This window comes from Pigmentiphaga sp. NML030171 (assembly GCF_002188635.1).
Classification (GTDB): domain Bacteria; phylum Pseudomonadota; class Gammaproteobacteria; order Burkholderiales; family Burkholderiaceae_B; genus Pigmentiphaga; species Pigmentiphaga daeguensis.
In genome coordinates this window covers 252,932-272,693 of record NZ_NINX01000029.1, presented here as the reverse complement: position 1 = coordinate 272,693, position 19,762 = coordinate 252,932, and the positions used below count along the sequence as shown (strand labels likewise).

The following is a 19,762-nucleotide window of genomic DNA, read 5'->3' as shown; positions in this document are numbered from 1 at the left end:
ACCCTTGGATTACATTCATGTAATGGTCGCGTCATCTTCGTGGCAGGAAGCGACTATTACATTGCCCCTAAGAAGCAGATGAATGGGGCATCGTGGGCGGCAAAATTCCTTACGCCGCAGCGATTTCATGGGGCATGCGATGAAGCTGTTGGTCGTTGAAGACGAGAACAAGACGGCGGATTACGTCCGCCAAGGTCTCATGGAGGCAGGGTTCGTCGTGGATCTGGCGCGTAACGGATTGGACGGACACCACTTGGCCATGAGCGAGACCTACGATTTGGTGGTCTTGGATGTCATGCTGCCGGATGTCGATGGCTGGCGCATCGTGCGTTCGCTGCGAGATGCTGGCAAACAAGTCCCTGTGCTATTTCTAACCGCACGTGGCAGCGTAGATGACCGCGTCAAGGGGTTGGAACTGGGGGCAGACGACTATCTCGTCAAGCCGTTCGCGTTCTCGGAATTGCTGGCGCGGGTGCGGACGCTGCTGCGACGCGGAAGCGCTCCGAGCCAGCCTGATCGCATCCAAGTTGCCGATTTGGTGCTGGACTTGCCGCGCCGACGTGCAACGCGCGCTGGTCAGCGCATCAATCTCACCAGCAAGGAGTTCGCGTTGCTCGAACTGCTGGCACGCCGACAGGGTGAAGTTCTGCCGCGTTCGTTGATTGCGTCTCAGGTATGGGACATGAATTTCGACAGCGACAGCAACGTCATTGATGTGGCCATCCGTCGTCTGCGCGCAAAGATCGACGATGCGTTCAATCCAAAGCTCATCCACACTGTACGTGGCATGGGATACACGCTCGATGCGCCTGATGATGACCTCGCGCCATAAGCCACGGCGAAGCCGTCCCGCGTCGCTTGCATTGAGGGTCACGGCCCTGGTTGGCATTGCCACTACCTTGGTATTTCTAGCGTTCAACTGGGTTGTCGTTAGATCCCTGGAGCACCACTTTGCCCAACAGGACGCCCATGAACTGGACGCAGTGGTCACGGCCTTGGCAGAGCCGTTGCGACAGATCGCTAATGACATGGACAAAGATGAGTTGCGGCAGCATTTAGCCAATGCAGTGGCAGGACATCATGGGATGACCTATGGTGTCTATGATCGGCCGGGCAATACCATCTATGCCACGCCGGGTCCTGACCTGTCGAAACTTGCCAGCAGCAAAAAGTTGGTCAACCGCATCACCGCCGACGATTTGACGGTGTGGCAAGAGAATCAGAGGTCTTATCGAGGTGTGGCGCTACAACTGCCTGCCGACGATTCGGCGGCACCTGGCTACCGCATCGTCGCTGCCATGGACATCGGCTTTCATCTCGATTTCTTGGCAGAGTTCAAGCGCATGCTCTGGTGGGCGACCTGCCTTGTTCTCTGCATTGCGCTCGGGGTGGCTTGGCTGGCCGTGCAATGGGGCCACCTTCCAATCCGCAAGGTCAACGAGGAGATTCGCACGATCCGCTCTTCAAAGCTAGATGTGAGACTTGATCCTCTGGACGTACCTATAGAACTGGCTGAACTTGTGGTCGCCTTCAACGACATGCTGGCCAGAATCGAGGAAGGGTTTGTCCGCCTGTCGCACTTTTCCGCCGACATTGCGCACGAGTTGCGTACACCCGTTACCAACCTGATTACGCAGTCCCATGTGGCGCTCGGGCAACCCCGCAGTGCAGAGGAATATCGGGAGATCCTCTACTCCAACTTGGAGGAGTTTGATCGCATGAGTCGCATGATCGGCGACATGTTGTTTCTAGCTCAAACGGAAAATGACCCTCGAAATCTCCGCCTCGGCGAAATCGACTTGGCTGAGTTGATCCGAGGTTTGTTTGACTACTTCGAGGCATTAGCTGAAGACCGCAACATCACACTTTACGCAAAGGGTGCTGCCGAACCAATACGAGCGGATCGTGAGATGTTGCTGCGGGCGCTCAACAATCTTCTTTCCAACGCAATCCGTCATACTCCCTATGGGTCGCGTATTACAGTCGCTTTGGCGCAAGATGAACGATGGACAACGATAAGTGTCGAAAATCCGGGCGAGCGAATTTCGGAGGCTGATCTGCCGAAGTTATTCGATCGCTTTTTCCGAGTAGATCCTGCCCGCCAACGAAAGAACGCAGGTGCAGGGCTAGGGCTGGCCATCGTCAAATCAATTGCCGAAGCTCATGGTGGACATGTGCAGGCAACGTCCAGCGATACAGCGACTAAATTTGATCTAACGCTGCCTCGCATCGCTTAAGTTGGCCTCTCGCCATTGCGGGAGAATGCAGATCGTGGATGGGCGCAGTTTCGACTCGTCGGAAGCAGGTTGCTCGTCAGATGATGGACATGCCTTTCTGCCGTCCAATCTCCCATGACACGCCACCGCCGCGTACAGTGGCAGCAAGTTGCTGACCTAGCCGTTGCTCGATCACTGGTTTCCACGGCACTAGGCTGAATCCCATGCCGTCATCGAGCATCGCGTAGCGCCCGCTGGCGAGCATGACGCTGCGCCGGTAGATGCCGGCCACGCGCTGCCCATCGGCCACCGGGCGATGCTCCAGGCCGGTTTCGCCGGCAATGTCCTTCGCGGCCTGTGCCAGTTCCCGGTTGCGCAGCGTGCCCAGCAGGTTGCGCGCCAGGATCACGCGCTGCCCGCGCCGCTCGGCCAGTCCCTGTTCGGCCAGGAAGTCGGCGCGCTGCTGCATCGCCTGCTTGGCCTCGCCGCCAAAGCCCAGGTCGCCCAGACCCGAGCCGCCGCCGATCAACTGCTGGTCGAGCCAGGTGGCCCCGATCACTCGGGCCTGCCGCTCGATGGGCAGGTGCGATTTCAGCTCCACGGCCACGCCGCCCAGGCGCTGCGCGTCGTAGCGGCGGCCCTGCTCGGGCAGATCGTCCGGCACCTTCCATAGACCTTCGGCCACGCGCTCCACAATGCCGGCGCGGCGCAAGGCTTCCAGCCGACGGACATGGGCTGCGACGACTTCCTGTGGATCGCGGCCGGGCATGGCCTGACCCTGCGCGATGGCGAGGTGGTGGTCGGTGCGGTACAGGCCATCGCTCGCCAGCGCGGCGATGTTCTTGTCGGCCGCGCGCACATCGGCCGATCCCTTCACCTCCACCACCGCGCCGGCCGGATAGTTCGCCAGTTCGTCGCGGGTGTTGAGCGCGACGTAGTGGGCCTTGCCGTCCACGCCGTCGATGACCAGATAGCCCCGGTCGCGCAGCTCGTCGGCCAGCCCCTTCGCGGCCACGCGGCCGAGGATGGTTCGGCCATCGTCGCCCGCCTCGAACACCGCCAGCTCGCGCGGCTCGCCGCGCATGGCCCGCTGCATGGTGCGGATGATGTCGCCACGCTCGCCCAGGGCGCGCAGCGTCTTTTCGGCATCGGCGTGGACGGCCCAGGTGCCCGGCTGCATCTCGTCGGCCAGGCCCAGGCGCTGCAAGCGTTGCAGGCGGCCGATCAGCAGCAGGCGCTGGCGTTGCAGCCGCGGTTCGTTGAACCGTTCGACATGCACCAAGCCATCGTCGCCCAGTTCGCGTTTGAGCGTGCGATCCAGGCTCGTCCATCGCTCCTGATCCACTTCACGCTGCAAGGTCTGCTGGATCTCCAGCTCGGTGCGTGGCCCCAGCCATTCGGTCGCCAGCTCGGACGCGCGATGCCGGAAGCCATCGGCGATGTAGTCGCCCGCGATGATGAGGTCTTTGCCGGTGTCGTCGCGTCCGCGCACGATCAAGTGGGTGTGCGGGTTGTCGGTGTTCCAGTGATCGACCGCCACCCATTCCAGCCGTGTGCCCAGGTCGGCTTCCATGCGGCCCATGAGATGCCGCGTGTAGGTGCGCAGGTCGTCCAGTTCCGCGCCATCCTCCGGCGAGAGGATGAAGCGGAAATGGTGCCGGTCGTCGGCGCAGCGTTCCTTGAAGGCGTCGAGGCCGGCAGCATCGGTCTGCGGCCCATAGGCTTGGCCTGGCTCGCCGTCGCGGCCGGCGCCGTCGCGCTCGATGTAGCGCAGGTGCTTGGCGAGCGACTGCGGACTGGCCCGCTGCTGATTGACCAGCAGCGTCTTGATGGTCACGCGCCGCGACATGGGCGTGAGCTTCGCGCCCGCGAAGCGCGCCGCCGTGTGGCCGCGTCCCAGCCGCGAGCCGGGCCGCTGGCCGATGCCGGCGCCCTTGCCACTGCCGCCAGGACGGCGCACCGCCGACTTGCCGCTGCTGGCCTTTCCTGCCTGTTTGAGCACCTTGGAAACGAAGCCCTGGCCCCGGTTCTTCGGGGCGCTGGGGCGGATGCGGAAATCGTCATCGCGGCGGTTGGTCATGGCTGGGCTCCCTGCAAGCTCTGGCGTGTCCGGGCGTGCGAAGCACGTGGACATGACTGCATCGGCGCGGGCTTCGCGCCCCAAGCGGCACGGCGGCAAAGCCGCTCCGTGCCGCGCCACCCCCACGTGCAGACAGGCTTTCGACGCGGCCCGGTGCCGCGTCCTTTTGTCTTGCCTTCCGCATTTGCCTCCCGCATCCGCTCCCGGCAATCGCGGCCCGGTGGCGCTGCTGCACCAGCAGCCAGCGCGCCGGCGAACGCGGATACGGCCGCAGGCCGGGCGCGTTCGAGGCAAGACGCCTGCACGTTGGACGGCTGCGCCGGAGACAGCGCGAAGTGCGGTGCGAATGCACCCGCACTGCACGCGCGACGACACGGCGACGACCAGCAGGACGACACGCCCGATGGCACGATGAGATGCATGGCAACGTGCAGCGAATCGACGGCCATCATGGGCGGGATTCCAGCCAGATCGGATGCGCGACGCCGATCACGGCGGATGCGCTGACCGGCCCGAAATACCGGCTGTCGAACGACGCCGGGTTGGTCACGCTCAAGAGGAACAGTTCGCCAGGCCGAAGCTGGCGGCACTGCCGCCAGGAAGGCAGCGGACGGCCCAGCCGGTCGGCGGGCAGCACGGCGGCCACCGGCACGCCGTCGATCCAGACCAGCGCATCAAACACGCACACCGTTTGCGGCGCGACGGCGCCCACGCGCTTGAGCAGCGGCACGCGCGCCGGCAGGTAGCGGCGCTGCGCGGCCAGCGCGGCGGTGTCTGCCGGCAACGTGGTCAAGACGATGCTGCCAACGGACAAAGGCTGGTGCAGCGAGTCGGTACGCTGGTGGAGCGGTTCCACGCGATACCAGCCGACCGCCACGCTGTCGGACGGGTTGTAGATGATGCGCGGCAGCGGATGCACGAAGGACGCCCAGGCCAGCGCAGCGAGGCCGCAGGCAGACAGGCACGCGAGCACGATGCGAGCGCGCAGGCGTGAGCGAGGACGCGGCGCGGTGCCGACAGTCGAAACGGCGGTCATGGCAGCGCCCTCCCGATGAGCCATCCGGCGTGCCGCTCGGCGGTGTATTCGGGCAGCGGCAGGCGCGCAGCGAGCCGGTTGGCGAGCGTGCGCCAGTACGCGGGTGAAGCGGCGGATGGCGCGATCCCCAGCGCCTCGATGGCGTCGATGCGCTCCAGCACGGCGCGCACCTGGTTCTCGCCCTCGGTGTGCAGCAGCAGGCGTGCGCCCGGCTGCACACCGGGGATGCGCTGCGCCGCGTCCAGCGGCGTGCAAGCCTGCATCACCATGAGCTGCCAGCGAACAGTGCCGTAGTCGGTGGACTGCCAGCGAATGCGGCAGAACATGGCATTCGGCATGAATACGGCGAGACTGCGCCAGCGGTCGAGCCGCAGCGTGCGCGCCGGTTCGCCGAAGCGCAGGTAGAGCTTGAAACGGTGCTCCAGGAAGGCCAGCGAAACGCGCGTTAGCGGCGTTGATGTTGGCCCCGTCGCGTGTGCTAGGAGTGGCGGCGACGGTGCAGCCGTGGCCGCGAAGGCAACAGGCGCGGGGGCAGACGAAGCGGATGCGGTCATGGTGTGTTCTCCCTGCGTTGTTCTGGAAACTCGCGCTCCAGCAGGCCGCGCAGCAGTTCGGCCACCGTCACGCCTTGCGTGAACGCCGACACCTTGATGCGCGCCCGCATTGCGGGCGTGATGTCGAGCGTCAGGCGTGCGGTGTAGAGGTCGCCCTTGCCCAGCGCATCGGCGTCGCCCTGGCGAATCCACGCCTCGGCGTGCGGATTCGCGGGCGGACGCGCGCCGATGCCGACGCGCTTTGTCGTGCGCTTGCTGGCGGGGCTGCTCATGTCGGCCACCGCAGCAGTTCGTCCACCAGTGCGGTGATTTCGCGCGCGGCGACGCTGTCCGGCGCCGTCTCGCGTGCCAGCCGGCCAGCAGCCACGCTGTCGGCGAACACGATGCGTTGATGCACTTCCGCGCGCAGCGCAGGAAGCGGCTGCTCGGCCAGCGCGCCGCGTGCTTCGCGTCCGATCACCGTGGTGCTCACGCGCCGGTTGATGACGAAGGCCGCGCGCAGCGCAGGCCGAAACACCTGCGCCTCGCGGATCAGCGCCACCATCTCGGCGCTGGCCCACAGGTCGTAGGGGCTGGGCTGCACCGGGATCAGCACGCGCTCGGCCGCCAGCAGCGAGGAGCGCGCCAAGGCGGCGATGCGCGGCGGCCCGTCGATGACGACGTGATCGGCCCGCCTGGCGAGTTCTGGCGCTTCCTGGTGCAGCGTTTCGCGTGCGAGGCCCACGGCGCTGAACAGCCTTGGCAAACCTTGCTGGCTGCGGCGCTGCGTCCAGTCCAGCGCGGAGCCTTGCGGGTCGGCGTCCAGCAACACGACGTGTTGGCCGCGCATCGCCAGCTCGCCAGCGATGTGGGTAGCCAGCGTGGTTTTGCCGACGCCGCCTTTCTGGTTGAGCAGCGCGACGATCATGGCCTGGCCCTCCCTGTTGGAAAGCCCGGTTGTTGCCGCTGTGCTTCGCGCCGCGTGGCGGTTTTCCACCGAGGTGCGGCGCTTCTACTACCAGTTAGATGTTTTAAGTTAGGGAAGTTAGGGGAGGCCGAAACCCGCGCCGTTATTGGCTTTGCGGCCGATCCGTACTCCTGATAGCACGAGAGTCGTACTCCCGATAGCACGATACCTCGTACTCCTGATAGCACGAGCCCGTCCACAAGCTGCGCACCGTTTATCCCCGTGCCGCGAACGGCACGGGCCGGAAGGTCAGCAGCTCGGCGCTGTTGTCCGGCATCCGCTCGATGCCTAGGACGTAGCCGGGCAGCGACTGCCGCGCGACCAGTGCGCGCAGGTCGTAGGCGAAGTCTGAGAAGCGCGTGGCACTGCCCGATTTCCGATACAGGTGTCGGAAATCGAATTGCCAACCACCCGGCTGTCGCCCGCCGTGTTTGCGCACCAGCCGGTACAGCCATCGCTCGATGCCGCCCGTGAGCCGGAAATACGCTGGGTCGATGGTCAGCACCAGCGCGGCATCCATGACGCCCGCGTAAAACCAGTCCGGCAGGATCAGCTCCAGCCCTAAGGGCGTGCCCTTGGTATCGGCCAGTTCCTTCCATTCGTTGATCCACGAGAAGCGGTGCAGCCGTCTTCCCGTGGTCTCCCGAATGGACGTGGCCACCGTCGTGGATTGCAGGCGATCCAAGGCCGCCTTGAGGCGCTGGTAGTCGCGCAGCGACGTACCGCGCCCAATGAATCGCTGGATCTCGTAGGGCGTGGCCTGCATGAGCCGCGATGGACGCAAGCCCGCGTCGCGCGCCTCCACAATCTGCGAAGCCGCCCAAATGAGCACATCTGCATCCCAAATCGTGGCGATGCCATGCTCCTGCGTTCCCTCCACGCGGATCGTGATGCCGCTGGCGCGGAAGTCGATCGGCGCCACGCGCCGCGACTTCGCCAGCGAGAAGAACGGAAAGGCCATCAAATCCTGGCTGTCGCGCGGCGCCATGTCGCCCGGCAGGGCACGGAACAGGTCGAGCTGTTCGCGCTCTGGCACGAGCCGCTGCCGGGACGGCAGCGCAGGGCTGGACATGGCGAAAGCCACCCGCGCGCCAGCGGTCAGCGCGCACGGCTGTCCGCCGAATGCTGCTCGGCGTACTCGGGATCGGATGTGCTCTCGAAGCTGCGCTCGGAAGCCCAGGCATCGAGATCGGCCACGGCGTACATGACGCGGCGGCCGAATTTGCGGAACTTGGGGCCGCCGCCCAGCACGCGCTGCTTTTCCAGCGTGCGCGGTGACAGTCGCAGGTAGTCGGCGGCTTCGTCGTTGGTGAGATAACGCTGCGGTTGCGCGACAGCGGCCGAGGTGGTTGCGGGAGCGGCGGCAGGCCGCAAGGGAGCAGGACGCATGGTGAGAACCTCCATCGGTTGCAGGGCTCCGGCCACACAGCGCAACCGGATGGAGGCAGTCTCAGAAAATGAAGCTCTCTTGCTCAGGGTCGTTTTGCGTGGCCTTCAAAACGACCCTTCTCAAGCGGCGCAAGCTGTGCTAGGCGGCGATAGCCGCCGCGCATCAGCGCATCGCCGCGCCGCGTCAGGCGGCGCACCTTGGAGCGCAGGCCGCCGTCGCTGTACCAACCGGCTGCGGCATCCACGCCGAACAAGCCTTCGGCCACATCGCGCAAGGACGCACCCGCCAGGGTTGCGTCGAGCGCCTGCAAGGTGTGCAGTTCCAGCAAGGCCGAATGCGATGGCCGGGGCCGAGCATTGGCCAGCGCCGCACCGGGCGCATGGCCGCGTGCAGGTGCGGCAGCACCGCCGTGATGGGCATAGGCGACAGCCATGCCGTCCTCCAGGCCGGGTGCCAGCGCGAAGCGCAGGCAATGGCCAGGGCTGCGCGCGATCAGCACCAGCCGCTTGCCATCGTGGATCAATTGCTTGTGACCAGGGATGCGCCAGAACGCGAAGGCGGTGGCATTCTGCGGTGGGTCGGCATCGGGGTAGAGCTGCACCACGCCGGCATGGCCGGGGAGCCAGGCCGGATGCGCGTCGCGCGCATCCAAGGCTGGGTCTTCCAGCAGGCGTAAGCCCCAGCGATGCGCCGCGTGCTGTGCCGCCTGCGGCCGGCGATGACGGTGCAGCCAGTCGAGCCGGTAGTCGGGATGGCGCCGCAGGTACTCCCAGGCCAGTGCGAGTGCATCGAGCCGCAGAACGTAGAGGTAGGCGGCGGTGGGATACCAGTGCGGGAAATGGTGAGGGCTGACCATGACGAAAGCTCCTGTCGAACAGCAGGAACGTCGCCACGGGCCGATCAAAACGAAGCTATCGCATCCAGATCAAAACCATCATCTGCATCAATTCAAGCATGTAACATGCGGTGTCAAGACTGATTGGCTCCGGTGTATTGCGAATCCCGTCCGAATGCGACGACCGCCCGACCCGACAACGTCATGCGGCACAAAACACCGTGCCCGTACCCGCATAAAAGATCGTGACTGATTGGGTCACACCAGCACGGGTTGAATGCAAGAGTGCGGATTCAGACCGGACAGGTCTGGAATAAGACTGAAATAGTCCCAATACGCCCCGCTTGGCCGCAGTGCGAACGGTTCAATCGAGGATGGAACCATTCTCCTGGGCCAGCCGCAGATATTCCGACAGCGGGCGTGCCGCCTGAAAATACCGATCCCGCATCACGGGCTGCTTGCGTGGCCCGACGATGGATTCCAGATCGGACAGCTTCACGGTGCCCAGCTCGGGCATTCCCAGCCCCAGGTCGATCAGGCCAAAGGCCGTATCGCCATCGGCCGGATCGAGCGCGGCCAGCAGCCAAGTGAGATGCGCGTCCGGCGTGAACAACCGCACCACGGGCAACGGGTCGATGGAGCCGCCAGCGGCGCGATTCTGGCCGTGGGCCAGCAACTGCCTGCGCTCGTCCTCGGTGATGAGTCGGTTCATGGGCAGCCCTTTCTTGGAACAAATCCACCGAAGCGTGAAAGCGTAAAGCCGTATCGGCGGATTTGAGGAAATGCACGGATTCGGTTTTGTGCTTCCGTGAAAAACCGCAAATGCGTATTTCTGTAAAGACGTAGAAGCACGAAAAAGGATTGATTCGGAATGAATGAGTTAAAGATAACGTGGTTTTAATTGTGCTGCGAATTGACGCTTCTGTCTATGCAGAAGCGAACCGTCCAGCGCGGCCGACCGGCCGGCTCCACCACCCATGACGCCGAGCTGGCCCACGCCTTCGGCGCGGCGGTGCGTGCTCTGCGGATGGAGCGCGGCATCGCGCAGGAATCGCTGGCACACCAGGCCGGCATCGAGCGTTCCCACATGGGGAAGATCGAGCGCGGCGAGCACATGCCCACGCTGGCGATCATTTTCAAGATCGCTGGCGCGCTCGAATGCAGCACGGCAGTGCTAATGAGCGAGGCTGAAAGCCAGCTCGCAGCGGCGGCCCCGCCGTAGGCGCTGGCCCGGCCGATCCGGCGCAAGCCGGTTCGGCGGTGTTCAAGGGGCGCCAAGTGCAGCGCGGCGGGGATGGGCCTTGCGCCGATCCCCTGGAGCAAGCGACGCGCGCAGCGCCGCAGGCGCGAAGGCGTGAGGGATTGGCGCCGAATGGCCGTGACGACAAAGACGGCACGGGGCGCAGCCAGCTAAGCCCGGCGGTGCAAGGCACCGACACGCCCGGCCGTTCTTGCAGCCGCAGACTCGCCCCATGCCTCAACAGAAGCGGCCCAACATGGGCCACGCTCCTGCAATGACCAGGCTTCCATGCAGCTCTGCGAAAGCGGCACGGCGCCCCGCCGCGTGGGCGGGGCGCTGGCGGCCATCAGGCCGCCTGGGGCTTGCTGCGCGACCAGATCAGCGTGTGCGTGCCGTCCTCTTCCTCGATCAGCCGGGCATAGACCGTTGCTGGGAACGAAGGATCGTCGAGGGTCACGGACACGTAGGGCCGTTCGGCCTTGCTGACTTTCTTCCACGCCGCGCCGATGTCGAAGCCCGCCGCCTGCACGCGGAAGTCGGGGGCGTGTTCGTTGTCCCCCTTGTCGTTGGGAACCAGCTTGGCCTTGACGTTGAGGGTCAGGGTGCGCAGCGTGCCGGTGAAGCCGTCTTTGTCCGCGGTGAAGGTGCCGATGGTTGCCATGATGAATCTCCTTACGATTGAACAAGGTTCGCGCCCATCGCGTCCTTGTTGTGATCCGACCGGCGGGAGACGGGCTGGCTGCACCGCTTGCGGTCGCAACGCAGTGGAGAACCGGGAGGCGAAAAGAATTTGTCCCGCGAGGAATGCGCGCAGCGCAGGGGGAAATTGTTTTCGCCGGACGGTTGCAGCCATAAAGCCCGAGGCGCAGCCGTGCCACCGCCAGGATTCACAACAAGACAAGGACGCCTTGGGCCGAACCGCTTCGAAAGGAGACAGGGCTGACTCGGCATCCCCGCGCGAACGCTGCACTGGCTCGCTCCCAGACGCGGGCCAGGTCAACACCCCAATGACGGGCGAGAACGCCCCGGTCACACCTTGCGGCGCCAGTCTTGAGGCGTGGCATGGAAGCTCCATAGCGATGCCGGGCGGGATGCCCGTGAACCGTCCTTCGTAACGTGATGGGCAGGAACCGTCAGCGTCGGGGACGGCACGCATCCGTACAACCTGCCGCAGCAAGCTCCAGCGTATTCGCCAGTTCCCCGCCCATCGCGGCGGGGGCGCCGGCTTGGCCGATCCGGCGTTGCCGGTTCGGCGGTATTCGACGGGCGTCAAGCACCGCGCGGCAGGGATGAGCCTTGCGCCGATCCTCAGGAGGCAAGCGCAGGCGCGAAGGCGTGAGGGATTGAAGCCGAATGGCCGTAATTCGGCACGAAGCACGGGACGCAGCTCGAAAGCCCGGCGGCGCTTCGCGCCGACACGCCCATGCCATTCAATATGCCCTCAGGAAAAACTAAAGATGCGGCATGAGCCAGAACCACAATGCCACCCCCATCACCAGCCACAGCGCCACGATCATCACTGCCCCGAACCGGCTCCGCGGCTTGGCGCCTTCCGCCAGCATCCATTCATCGGCCTGAATACGGCATTGCGCCAGCACATCGGATGGCAGCAGCTTCACAGTCAACCAGATCAGCACGGGCAACAAGATCACATCGTCCACATAACCCAGCACCGGAATGAAGTCTGGAATCAGGTCAATGGGACTGAGCGCATAGGCCACCACGAACAGCCCCAGCGCCTTGGCATACCAAGGCGTGCCGGGATGCTTGCCGGCAAACCACAGCGTCACGCCATCACGCTTGATCCGCCTGGCCCAAGCCTTCAAGGTGACGCCGATGCTCATGCGGCCCCGCGCTGCACTTCGATCGTGACATGCGACAGTTCGTGAATATGCGCGAGCAGTGCCTTGTAGTGCGCGGGCTCCTGGGGCTCCCGAGCCACCAGTGAGACGATGGCCGCGAAATGCCCTGGCCCCACCTGCCAGACATGCAGATCTGTAACCTCGCTTCCCGTCGGCTCCACGGCCTCCCGAATCTCCTGCCGCACTTCCTCGCCCTCGACTGCCGCATCGAGCAACACGCTGCCGGAGTCCCGGATCAGCCCCCATGACCAGCGGGCAATCACCAGCGCGCCCACCACACCCATGACCGGATCAGCCCACAGCCAGCCGTAGCTGCGGCCGAGCAGCAGCGCGACGATGGCGAATACGGATGTCAGCGCATCGGCCAACACATGGATGTACGCGGCGCGCAGATTGTTGTCGCGGCTCTTGCCTGGCACATGATGGTCGTGATCGTGGTGGTGATGTCCATGATTGTGACCGTGATGCGCATGGTCGTCCTTCAGCAGCCAAGCGCAGACCAGGTTGACGCCCAGGCCCACGACAGCCACGGCGATCGCCTGGTTAAAGTCGATATGGATGGGTTGGGTGAGCCGTACCAGACTTTCCCAAGCGATCAGCAGGGCAATCAAGGCCAGGACGATCGCGCTGGCGAAGCCGGCCAGATCGCCGAGCTTGCCCGTGCCGAAGGTAAAGCGCGGATTGCCCACATGCTGGCGCGCAAAGCGGTAGGCCAGCGCGGTAATCAGCATCGCGCCCGCATGGGTGGACATATGCCATCCATCGGCCACCAGCGCCATGGAGCCGTAGATCGAACCGGCCACGATTTCCACCAGCATCATGCTGGCCGTGAGAGCGATCACCAGCCACACCTTGCGCTCATTGCGCTGGTGGTCGCTGCCGAGAAAGAAATGGTCGTGGCCTGAGGCCGAGGGGGTATAGGTCATTGTCATCGGGGAGTCCCTGTCATCTGGAAAAGGTCGCCGGCGGGCGGCGGGTTTATTTCATGTAGGCTCGGATGACCTCGACCATTTCCTCGCCGCCCTGGCGGCGCTCCTTGTCCGTTTCAACTTCCAGGACGTGCTCGCGCAAATGGTCTTCCATCACCTCGGCGGTCAGGCCATTGACCGCGCCGCGCACTGACGCGATCTGGCGTAGCACTTCCACGCACGCCGCGTCTGATTCCAAAGCGCGCTCGATGCCTTCCAACTGCCCTTTGATGCGGCGAACACGGGCGACCAGCTTGTCTTTCTGGCGAGAGGTATGGGACATGACAGCCGACAATTAATATAGTCTAGGGGGCTATATTATAACAACAGCAAAGACGGCATGAGGCGCAGCCGGAAAACCCGACAGCGCGTTGCCGGGCGTGACGCCCGGCAATTTCAACGCCGCCGCCTGAGTGCCAGCGAAGGCGGCGGCGTTCTGATGGAGCTGTTGGGCCTTCAACACCGGGCGCGGCCACCGCCGCGCCCGGATTGGGCTTTTACCGCGCCCAGGACGGAACGGCCTGGGCGCGGTGCTGATCGCGGTTATTCCTTCGTTTTGATGAGCCACCACACGGCGCGCGGCAAGGCGCGTCCCGTGATGGGGTGAATGTCGGCGAGGTCGGCGCGCGTCGTCCAGCCCGAGGGCGGGAGGTAGCCGCACACGTCGCCATCGCCGCGCCAGCGGCGGGCGCGCACCGTGCCGGGCGCGTAGATCGCCTCCATGCGCGGGCGGCTGGTCGTGGTGCGGGTCATGGGGCGGTTCTCCTTCCAGCGAAGCGCCCCGGTCAAGGCCGGGGCGATTGCCATTGGCGCGGGTCAAGCAGCCAGCGCCTCGGCGGGTTCATCCGCCATTACCTCGGCATCCTCCGGGGCGTCCTGTTCCGGGCCTTCCTCCTGCGCAGCTCCCTGCGAGCCTATGGCCTTGAAGATGGCGGGCATCCAGCCCGTACCATCGGCCAGTCGTTCGGCTTCGCTGGCAATGTCGGCTTTCTTCAGCTTTGCCAACCGGGTGACGTGCTCGGGCGCGTACTCGCCCACGGCTCGCAGAATCACGGCCTTTGGAACATGCCGGAAATACCCCTCGGCAGTCGGCTGCCACCACGCGGCCATGTCCAGCCCCACGGCCTGCGCTAGTTCCGCGCCCGGCTGCTGCACCGTGGCACGCGGCGTCACCACGTCCACCGTCGAAGCCACGCACACGGCCAGCAGCTTGACCAGTTCGCCTTGCTCCATCGCCAGCAGCGCAGCGAACAGTTCGGCGCTGTCCTCGGGCAGCTTCTCGCCCCATGCCTGCTGCGCCTCGTGCAGAGCCACAGCAGCAGGCGATTCCGGCCAGTCCGGGGCCATGCCTTCCAGCCTGTCCTGCACCGTGAGGCGAACCCCCAGCGGCAGATCGTGGCCGTAGTGACTGCCCTGCAAGATGGTTTGCACCATGCCATGCACCAGCGCCGCCAGCGCCACCTGCGGATGCCGGGCGACTTCGGTTTGCAGCGCGGCGGTGCGGTGGGCGCTCAAGCGTTGGGCCAGCCGGTCGGACATGGCTGCGGCCTTGGGTGCTTCGTCGGCATCTTCGCCGTCGTCGTCGCCTTCGATTTCCGCGCCGCTAAAACCTTGGCGCAGCTTCTCCAGCGTGCGCAGCGCCTTGGCCTCGGCTTCGCGCAGCAACCCGCGATGAATGACGGCTTCGCCGTTGCGGTCGATGGTGACGATGGCACCGGCTGCGGCCTTCACGCTCGCGGCATAGTCCAGCAAGCCATCCTCCAATGCCTGCAACTGCTCGCCCAGGCGCTCGCCTTCTTCCTGCAAGGCTTCGGCCTTGTCCTCGTCGTCGGCGTCCATCGCGGCATCAATGGCTTCGGCCACTTCCTGCATCTTGGCCTGCAACTTCTCGATGCGCTGTGCGTCGCGCTTGCCCGGTGCGCGGCGCTCCCTCGGCGCACGCTGAAAGGCGTGCAGGTCGGCATGGGTCACGCCCGGCGTGGCATCCACCCATGCCCAGCCCTCGGTGCGGATTGTGTCGGCAATGCTCGCCAGCTTCTGGCGCACCAGCGTTTCCAGCAGAGCGGCATCGTTGAGGTACACGCCCGCATCGCCTTCCGCGAACAGGTCGCGGCGGATGCCTCCGCCTGCCTGCTCGTAGGTGTCCAACCCGACAAAGCGCACCAGCGGATGCGATGCCCCAATCTCGCGCTCGGTCAGCCGCTCGCGCAAGTTGGACGGGTTGCGCTGCCACTGTGGCGCATCATAGAACGCGGCCTCCTGCGCGGCGTGGTCGTCGGTGATGGACAGCGCCATCAACTGATCCAGCGTCACGGCATCGGCGCGATAGTCGGCCATCAGGCGGGGCGAGACATTCGCCAGCTTCAAGCGGCGCTGCACCACCAGCGGCGTGACGGAGAAATCCGCCGCAATGTCCTCGATGGGCCGGCCCTCGGCCACCAATGCCGCAAACGCTTCAAACTGATCTGCGGGGTGCATGGCTTCGCGCTGCACGTTTTCGGTGAGGCTGGCCGTGCGGGCCGTGCCATCGGCCACCTGCAGGCAAGGCACCTCCCAATCCTTGGCGATGCGGTGTTTCTTCGCCAGCAGCTTGAGGGCTGCAAGGCGTCGGCCACCGGCCACCACCTCGTAATGCTCGCCATCAGCGGCGGGAATCACGATCAGGTTTTGCAGCAGGCCAACGCGCTGGATGCTCGCGGCCAGTTCGGGGATGGACATGCGCGGGGTCTTGCGCACATTGCGGCCCGTGGGGCGCAGCACCAGCCGCGACAGCGGAACCAGAATCATGTGCTTGCTCGGGTCGGCGGCTTGCAGCACGTTCGCTGCGCTGCTGGCTGCGGTGTGGACGGCGCGGGCTTCGGTAGTGGTAACGGCGTTCATGGTGAATCTCCAATAAGTGAAACAAGGAAATGGAGGGGAACCGCCCCTCCGGCGGGGGAACGGTTCAAGCCTTAAGCTGGCGCATACCATCGGCCAGCAGCCACAGGGCACGGTTCAGCCGAATGTCGGAATCAATGCCCTGCACGGGGCGGGTCTGCTGCCTGCGTCCGTTGGTGCTGCGCCCGGACAGGCCGCCTTTGGTGAGGTTTTCTTGAGTGCGGTTGAACACGCTCCACAAGTCCGGGCGGCGGTCGTCGAAGCGGCGCGGCATCAGAATTTGCGATTCGGTGACAGGCGCTGGCTTGTCCGGGTCGTCGTACTTCAACGCCAGCGCAGCACGGGCGAACACCTCCGATTCGCCATCGTCCAAGGTGATGCCGCGCATCAGGTCGCGCGATTCCTTCACCCGCTCGAAGCCGCTCAACACCTCATAAGCGCCTTCGATGACGTGCCCGGCCACGTTGCCTTTGTGGGGTACGCGCACATCGGCCACGGTGTCACCGCACACCAGCCCATTGCTGCACACGAAGCGGAACATTCCGGCCAGCATCTGGTAGCTGCTCGTGCCGTCATGGGAGTTCAGCAGCACGATTTCGTTAGCTTCCGCGCCGTTGATCTGGCTGGCATGGCGCAGGCGCAGCATGTGTTTCGTGTGCTCGCGCTTGCCTTCATCGCGCACGCGGGTCTGCGTCACCATGAAGGGTTGAAACCCCTCTTTGCGCAGTTCGGTCAGCACGGCGGCGGTGGGGATATAGGCGTACCGCTCGGAACGGCTCTCATGCGGTGCATCCGCGAAGATGGACGGGGCCACCCTGCGAATCTGGTCATCGGACAGCGGGTAGCCGCTGCGCAGCGCCGGGGAGTGGGAAGCGAAACGGGTTGCAAGCATGTCGTTCTCCTGAACAAAAAGGCTGTTGAAGAAAACCGCACACCGGATTCCTAGATTCGGAGCCCAGCCTTTCGGCTGTTCGGTGCGGTCGGCACGAGGAACCCGGTTGGCCCTGTTGCCACCGTCCTTCCTGAGTTCATCGCCCGCGACGGTCAGGAGCGCGCGGACGGGGGCCGTCAAGGAGACAAGCGCAGGGTTGGTGCGGCCCGCAGGCGCAGCCGAGGACACGGCCCTGCGCGCCTTGACGGCACACAGCCGCGGGCTACAGTCGCGGTGAAGGTGATGAAGTCAGGGAAGACGGCTGGACATGGCAACGGCCGTCCCTACACACCGACCGCACGGCAAGCGAAGCGCGCAGGCCCGAAGCTGGAAGCCGGGCCGGAGGCGTCAGCCGAGCGGAGCGAGGGAACGATGGAAGCCCGAAGGGGCGAGACGCCGCAGGCGGCTCGATGCGCCACGCGCACGACAGCGCGACCGGCTATCTCCCAGGTGGCCGGGGACGCCCAGCCTTCAAAGTGGAATGAACAACTGGATCAGGATGAGCAAACGCGAGGCATCGTCGATCTGCGGCTGATGTTGTCTGGCCGATCCGGCGCAGCCGGTTCGGCGGTCTTTGAGGGGTGCCAAGCATCGCGCGGCGGGGATAGCCCGCAGGGCTTTCCCCTGGAGGCAAGCGAAGCGCGCAGCGCCCCGTCAGGGGCGCGTAGGCATCATGCCGAGTCGTCAGGACGCAGGCTGGATTCCGCAACCGGCATCCACGGCGATGACGAGTCCAGCAGGTATCGCGCACCGCGCGCGTACAGACCCGACAGCCCGGTGGGCTGGTAGAACCCGGTGACGCGGCGCCGGAACTGTGCGCCGTACTCGTTGGTGTAGATCACCGCGTCGCCGATCTTGAAGCGCAAGGGCTGGCCGTTCTCCGGCGCGAACGGCTTGAGCGCATCGTGCTGCGCCGTGATTTCGATGATGTAGTCGTGATGGCTGCTCATGGCATTGATCTCCTTCGATGGTCGAGAAAGCACAAGGAGCGCCTTGCGGCGCTCCCAAGGCCAGGTCAGACAGCGATCCGCCCGGCCAAGCGCGCATCGCGCGCATAGGCGCTCAACCGCTTCTCGGCGCGGAAAGACAGGTCACGCTCGATCGGCAACCCCAGCCGCCCGCGCACCGCTGCCAGCTCGCCCAGGCTGACCCAGCCGATTTCCGGCATCCCCAGGCCCAGGTCGCAAAGACCAAAGACGTGGTCGTGGTCGTCGGGATCAATCTCGGTCAGCAGCCAGGTCGCGCCCGCATCGGGCGTGAACAGCTTGACTACGGGCGCCGGATCGAAGTCCGGGTTCTCCAAGGATGCGCGGCCGTTGGCCAGCAGCAGCGCACGCTGCTCGTCGGTGATGAATGCGTAGTTCATGCTGAACTCCTGAAAGGATGCCGGGCGGAATTGCCCAGCCCCTGCGGGTCACGGCGCAGCGCAAGCCGTCAAGGGGCACGACGGCCGCAGGCCGCAAGCGCCCATGGCGCGCCGCCCTTTACGGCGCGAACGCCGTGGCACCATGGGGAGACAGCAAGCCGCCACACCCCACCATCCAGCTACACCCGGTCTTGGCAAGCGCAGCGCGCAGGCCCTGGTCAGCAAGTTGGGCCGGAGGTGTCAGCGATGAGAGCCCGCATGGGGCGAAACCCGCAGGGGTTCAATGCGCAGCACGACAGCGTGGCCGGCCATGCTCCAGTGGCCGGGATCGCCCTGCATCTGCGGTGAAACAGAAAAACGCCTTGGGTGACGATGCTGATCACCTTGATCAATTTGCAGGAAGGATGCGACTACGAAACGCGTGCGCGTTCACCGTAGTCGCAGGCTCACATCGTCTGCGGCGCGTTATTTGACCGAGGTCACGACGTAGCCGTCACCCTCTTTCTTGAACCCGACGTGGACTTTCGCGCCCACGGCGAGTTTGTCGTACAGGGCCTTGTCCTTGACGCCAAACGCCATGGTCATCGCGGGCCACCCCAGGCTCTTGACGGGGCCATGCGCAAGGGTGACCTTGCCCTGGACCGCGTCAAATTCCTTCACCACGGCATCGGCCTCATGGGCCGCGGACTTGGCGGTGCCTTTGGCGTCCATGCCTTTCATCATGTCCTGGCACTTCTTGGCATCCATGTCCTTCATGTCCATGCCCTTCATCCCCTTCATGTCCATGCACTCCTGCATGCCCTTACCCTCCATCTTCATGCTGCCCATGTCGCCGGATTGGGCGAAGGTGGCAGCAGAAAACGCCAAGGCGGCGATCAGCGTTGCGGTTGAGACGAGTTTCATGATGGATTTCCTTTTCTGAGCTTTAAAAATGGGGCCGGCCTTCTGGCAGGCCCCGGATGGAACGCGGCCACTGGGAATGGCCAGCGTTGGAGAGTCATGGGCTGGTGCTCACGACCCGGGGTTCGTGCATGCCTTGACCTGGGCCTCGTAACGCGCCTTGCGCATCCGGTTTTCTCCAGGCGTCGTTTGGGCACGCGGGCCGTGATCCAGCGGCAGCACCAGCGGGTCGGTCGGGCAGTTCACCCGCTGACCTGTGGTGCCGTCGACTCGGGTGGTACTGGCCGTTTGCGATGCTGCTGCCGCCTGTTTGGCTGCGCGTGCCTTCTCGATGGCCTGGAAGTCGGGGCCGGCCAGTGCAGGCAGAGAAGCGCCCAGCGCCAGGGCGGCGATGAGGGGGAGCAGTGATTTTTTCATGATGGTTTTCCAAGGTTGGTTGATCCAAAAAGTCCGAGAGGAGCCTCATCGGATCAATCCAGCCACCGGCAGAACGCTAGGCGTACAGGCCATCGCAGTCGACCGCCTCCCGCATCAAAGAACCAGGTCGGCGCCGGCGCCACC

General features: G+C 64.9%; 23 protein-coding genes. 3 read left to right on the top strand and 20 right to left on the bottom strand.

Going from position 1 to position 19,762, the window contains the following annotated elements:
* The first annotated feature begins 139 nt into the window (after positions 1 to 139).
* Together CDO46_RS10635 and CDO46_RS10630 are read left to right on the top strand one after the other, a co-directional pair.
* Positions 140 to 832, top strand: a complete 693-nt coding sequence (locus CDO46_RS10635) for a heavy metal response regulator transcription factor (RefSeq protein WP_012202383.1) — start codon at positions 140 to 142, stop codon at positions 830 to 832.
* Positions 804 to 2,237 (top strand): heavy metal sensor histidine kinase, encoded by a 1,434-nt coding sequence (locus CDO46_RS10630; protein WP_012202384.1) that lies wholly within the window; start codon positions 804 to 806, stop codon positions 2,235 to 2,237. The genes CDO46_RS10635 and CDO46_RS10630 overlap by 29 nt, the downstream gene beginning before the upstream one ends.
* 76 nt (positions 2,238 to 2,313) lie before the next feature.
* Here CDO46_RS10630 and CDO46_RS10625 read toward each other — a convergent pair whose 3' ends face one another.
* From CDO46_RS10625 to CDO46_RS10575, 9 genes are all read right to left on the bottom strand, one after another.
* A complete protein-coding gene (locus tag CDO46_RS10625) occupies positions 2,314 to 4,296 on the bottom strand; it encodes a relaxase/mobilization nuclease and DUF3363 domain-containing protein (protein ID WP_016451568.1) in 1,983 nt (660 codons plus the stop codon).
* Positions 4,297 to 4,744: 448 nt separating this feature from the next.
* Positions 4,745 to 5,332, bottom strand: coding sequence for a S26 family signal peptidase (locus tag CDO46_RS10615; protein ID WP_012202386.1), 588 nt, complete (start codon positions 5,330 to 5,332; stop codon positions 4,745 to 4,747).
* A complete protein-coding gene (locus CDO46_RS10610) occupies positions 5,329 to 5,886 on the bottom strand; it encodes a DUF2840 domain-containing protein (RefSeq protein WP_012202387.1) in 558 nt (185 codons plus the stop codon). Before CDO46_RS10610 ends, CDO46_RS10615 begins: the two co-directional genes overlap by 4 nt.
* Positions 5,883 to 6,158, bottom strand: coding sequence for a hypothetical protein (locus tag CDO46_RS10605; protein WP_012202388.1), 276 nt, complete (start codon positions 6,156 to 6,158; stop codon positions 5,883 to 5,885). Before CDO46_RS10605 ends, CDO46_RS10610 begins: the two co-directional genes overlap by 4 nt.
* A complete protein-coding gene (gene parA / locus CDO46_RS10600; protein WP_012202389.1) occupies positions 6,155 to 6,793 on the bottom strand; it encodes a ParA family partition ATPase in 639 nt (212 codons plus the stop codon). Before parA ends, CDO46_RS10605 begins: the two co-directional genes overlap by 4 nt.
* Before the next feature lie 253 nt (positions 6,794 to 7,046).
* Positions 7,047 to 7,904 carry a replication initiator protein A gene (locus CDO46_RS10590; RefSeq protein WP_012202390.1) on the bottom strand — a complete coding sequence of 286 codons (858 nt, stop codon included), beginning with the start codon at positions 7,902 to 7,904 and terminating at the stop codon, positions 7,047 to 7,049.
* Positions 7,905 to 7,930: 26 nt separating this feature from the next.
* Entirely contained in the window at positions 7,931 to 8,221 is a 291-nt protein-coding gene (locus CDO46_RS10585) for an AlpA family transcriptional regulator (protein ID WP_016451569.1), read from the bottom strand.
* A gap of 83 nt (positions 8,222 to 8,304) precedes the next feature.
* The gene (locus tag CDO46_RS10580) at positions 8,305 to 9,078 is read right to left on the bottom strand and encodes a DUF2285 domain-containing protein (RefSeq protein WP_016451570.1); all 774 of its coding nucleotides are present in this window, start codon (positions 9,076 to 9,078) and stop codon (positions 8,305 to 8,307) included.
* 343 nt (positions 9,079 to 9,421) lie between these two features.
* Positions 9,422 to 9,769 (bottom strand): DUF2958 domain-containing protein, encoded by a 348-nt coding sequence (locus CDO46_RS10575; RefSeq protein ID WP_012202392.1) that lies wholly within the window; start codon positions 9,767 to 9,769, stop codon positions 9,422 to 9,424.
* 216 nt (positions 9,770 to 9,985) lie between these two features.
* Between CDO46_RS10575 and CDO46_RS10570 the strand changes: the two genes are divergently transcribed.
* Positions 9,986 to 10,279, top strand: coding sequence for a helix-turn-helix domain-containing protein (locus CDO46_RS10570; protein WP_012202393.1), 294 nt, complete (start codon positions 9,986 to 9,988; stop codon positions 10,277 to 10,279).
* 364 nt (positions 10,280 to 10,643) lie between these two features.
* Here CDO46_RS10570 and CDO46_RS10565 read toward each other — a convergent pair whose 3' ends face one another.
* From CDO46_RS10565 to CDO46_RS10505, 11 genes are all read right to left on the bottom strand, one after another.
* Complete coding sequence (locus tag CDO46_RS10565) at positions 10,644 to 10,958, bottom strand: DUF736 domain-containing protein (RefSeq protein WP_016451571.1); 315 nt, start codon at positions 10,956 to 10,958, stop codon at positions 10,644 to 10,646.
* A 790-nt stretch (positions 10,959 to 11,748) separates the two neighbouring features.
* Entirely contained in the window at positions 11,749 to 12,141 is a 393-nt protein-coding gene (locus tag CDO46_RS10555) for a YkvA family protein (RefSeq protein WP_012202395.1), read from the bottom strand.
* Positions 12,138 to 13,091 carry a CDF family Co(II)/Ni(II) efflux transporter DmeF gene (gene dmeF / locus CDO46_RS10550; RefSeq protein WP_012202396.1) on the bottom strand — a complete coding sequence of 318 codons (954 nt, stop codon included), beginning with the start codon at positions 13,089 to 13,091 and terminating at the stop codon, positions 12,138 to 12,140. The genes CDO46_RS10555 and dmeF overlap by 4 nt, the downstream gene beginning before the upstream one ends.
* A gap of 46 nt (positions 13,092 to 13,137) precedes the next feature.
* Positions 13,138 to 13,410, bottom strand: a complete 273-nt coding sequence (locus CDO46_RS10545; RefSeq protein ID WP_012202397.1) for a metal/formaldehyde-sensitive transcriptional repressor — start codon at positions 13,408 to 13,410, stop codon at positions 13,138 to 13,140.
* 260 nt (positions 13,411 to 13,670) lie between these two features.
* On the bottom strand, positions 13,671 to 13,880 hold the full coding sequence (locus tag CDO46_RS10540) for a hypothetical protein (protein WP_016451572.1): 210 nt from the start codon (positions 13,878 to 13,880) through the stop codon (positions 13,671 to 13,673).
* A gap of 63 nt (positions 13,881 to 13,943) precedes the next feature.
* Positions 13,944 to 16,007, bottom strand: a complete 2,064-nt coding sequence (locus CDO46_RS10535; protein WP_016451573.1) for a ParB/RepB/Spo0J family partition protein — start codon at positions 16,005 to 16,007, stop codon at positions 13,944 to 13,946.
* Between the two features lie 64 nt (positions 16,008 to 16,071).
* Positions 16,072 to 16,896, bottom strand: a complete 825-nt coding sequence (locus CDO46_RS10530; protein WP_012202400.1) for a DUF932 domain-containing protein — start codon at positions 16,894 to 16,896, stop codon at positions 16,072 to 16,074.
* A gap of 710 nt (positions 16,897 to 17,606) precedes the next feature.
* Positions 17,607 to 17,885, bottom strand: a complete 279-nt coding sequence (locus tag CDO46_RS10520; protein WP_012202401.1) for a hypothetical protein — start codon at positions 17,883 to 17,885, stop codon at positions 17,607 to 17,609.
* Positions 17,886 to 17,950: 65 nt separating this feature from the next.
* Positions 17,951 to 18,301, bottom strand: coding sequence for a DUF2958 domain-containing protein (locus CDO46_RS10515; RefSeq protein WP_012202402.1), 351 nt, complete (start codon positions 18,299 to 18,301; stop codon positions 17,951 to 17,953).
* 465 nt (positions 18,302 to 18,766) lie between these two features.
* Complete coding sequence (locus CDO46_RS10510) at positions 18,767 to 19,204, bottom strand: copper-binding protein (RefSeq protein WP_016451574.1); 438 nt, start codon at positions 19,202 to 19,204, stop codon at positions 18,767 to 18,769.
* A 108-nt stretch (positions 19,205 to 19,312) separates the two neighbouring features.
* Complete coding sequence (locus CDO46_RS10505) at positions 19,313 to 19,618, bottom strand: hypothetical protein (protein ID WP_016451575.1); 306 nt, start codon at positions 19,616 to 19,618, stop codon at positions 19,313 to 19,315.
* Positions 19,619 to 19,762: the final 144 nt, after the last annotated feature.

What these genes read in the sequence shown, in the direction of transcription:
- CDO46_RS10530 (WP_012202400.1), bottom strand. Translation starts at nt 16,896, where the DNA reads ATGCTTGCAACCCGTTTCGCTTCCCACTCCCCGGCGCTGCGCAGCGGC.
- CDO46_RS10625 (WP_016451568.1), bottom strand. Translation starts at nt 4,296, where the DNA reads ATGACCAACCGCCGCGATGACGATTTCCGCATCCGCCCCAGCGCCCCG.
- CDO46_RS10505 (WP_016451575.1), bottom strand. Translation starts at nt 19,618, where the DNA reads ATGAAAAAATCACTGCTCCCCCTCATCGCCGCCCTGGCGCTGGGCGCT.
- CDO46_RS10630 (WP_012202384.1), top strand. Translation starts at nt 804, where the DNA reads ATGCGCCTGATGATGACCTCGCGCCATAAGCCACGGCGAAGCCGTCCC.
- CDO46_RS10545 (WP_012202397.1), bottom strand. Translation starts at nt 13,410, where the DNA reads ATGTCCCATACCTCTCGCCAGAAAGACAAGCTGGTCGCCCGTGTTCGC.
- CDO46_RS10585 (WP_016451569.1), bottom strand. Translation starts at nt 8,221, where the DNA reads ATGCGTCCTGCTCCCTTGCGGCCTGCCGCCGCTCCCGCAACCACCTCG.
- CDO46_RS10590 (WP_012202390.1), bottom strand. Translation starts at nt 7,904, where the DNA reads ATGTCCAGCCCTGCGCTGCCGTCCCGGCAGCGGCTCGTGCCAGAGCGC.
- CDO46_RS10610 (WP_012202387.1), bottom strand. Translation starts at nt 5,886, where the DNA reads ATGACCGCATCCGCTTCGTCTGCCCCCGCGCCTGTTGCCTTCGCGGCC.
- CDO46_RS10510 (WP_016451574.1), bottom strand. Translation starts at nt 19,204, where the DNA reads ATGAAACTCGTCTCAACCGCAACGCTGATCGCCGCCTTGGCGTTTTCT.
- CDO46_RS10575 (WP_012202392.1), bottom strand. Translation starts at nt 9,769, where the DNA reads ATGAACCGACTCATCACCGAGGACGAGCGCAGGCAGTTGCTGGCCCAC.
- CDO46_RS10570 (WP_012202393.1), top strand. Translation starts at nt 9,986, where the DNA reads ATGCAGAAGCGAACCGTCCAGCGCGGCCGACCGGCCGGCTCCACCACC.
- dmeF (WP_012202396.1), bottom strand. Translation starts at nt 13,091, where the DNA reads ATGACAATGACCTATACCCCCTCGGCCTCAGGCCACGACCATTTCTTT.
- CDO46_RS10515 (WP_012202402.1), bottom strand. Translation starts at nt 18,301, where the DNA reads ATGAACTACGCATTCATCACCGACGAGCAGCGTGCGCTGCTGCTGGCC.
- CDO46_RS10555 (WP_012202395.1), bottom strand. Translation starts at nt 12,141, where the DNA reads ATGAGCATCGGCGTCACCTTGAAGGCTTGGGCCAGGCGGATCAAGCGT.
- CDO46_RS10535 (WP_016451573.1), bottom strand. Translation starts at nt 16,007, where the DNA reads ATGAACGCCGTTACCACTACCGAAGCCCGCGCCGTCCACACCGCAGCC.
- parA (WP_012202389.1), bottom strand. Translation starts at nt 6,793, where the DNA reads ATGATCGTCGCGCTGCTCAACCAGAAAGGCGGCGTCGGCAAAACCACG.
- CDO46_RS10635 (WP_012202383.1), top strand. Translation starts at nt 140, where the DNA reads ATGAAGCTGTTGGTCGTTGAAGACGAGAACAAGACGGCGGATTACGTC.
- CDO46_RS10615 (WP_012202386.1), bottom strand. Translation starts at nt 5,332, where the DNA reads ATGACCGCCGTTTCGACTGTCGGCACCGCGCCGCGTCCTCGCTCACGC.
- CDO46_RS10565 (WP_016451571.1), bottom strand. Translation starts at nt 10,958, where the DNA reads ATGGCAACCATCGGCACCTTCACCGCGGACAAAGACGGCTTCACCGGC.
- CDO46_RS10520 (WP_012202401.1), bottom strand. Translation starts at nt 17,885, where the DNA reads ATGAGCAGCCATCACGACTACATCATCGAAATCACGGCGCAGCACGAT.
- CDO46_RS10580 (WP_016451570.1), bottom strand. Translation starts at nt 9,078, where the DNA reads ATGGTCAGCCCTCACCATTTCCCGCACTGGTATCCCACCGCCGCCTAC.
- CDO46_RS10540 (WP_016451572.1), bottom strand. Translation starts at nt 13,880, where the DNA reads ATGACCCGCACCACGACCAGCCGCCCGCGCATGGAGGCGATCTACGCG.
- CDO46_RS10605 (WP_012202388.1), bottom strand. Translation starts at nt 6,158, where the DNA reads ATGAGCAGCCCCGCCAGCAAGCGCACGACAAAGCGCGTCGGCATCGGC.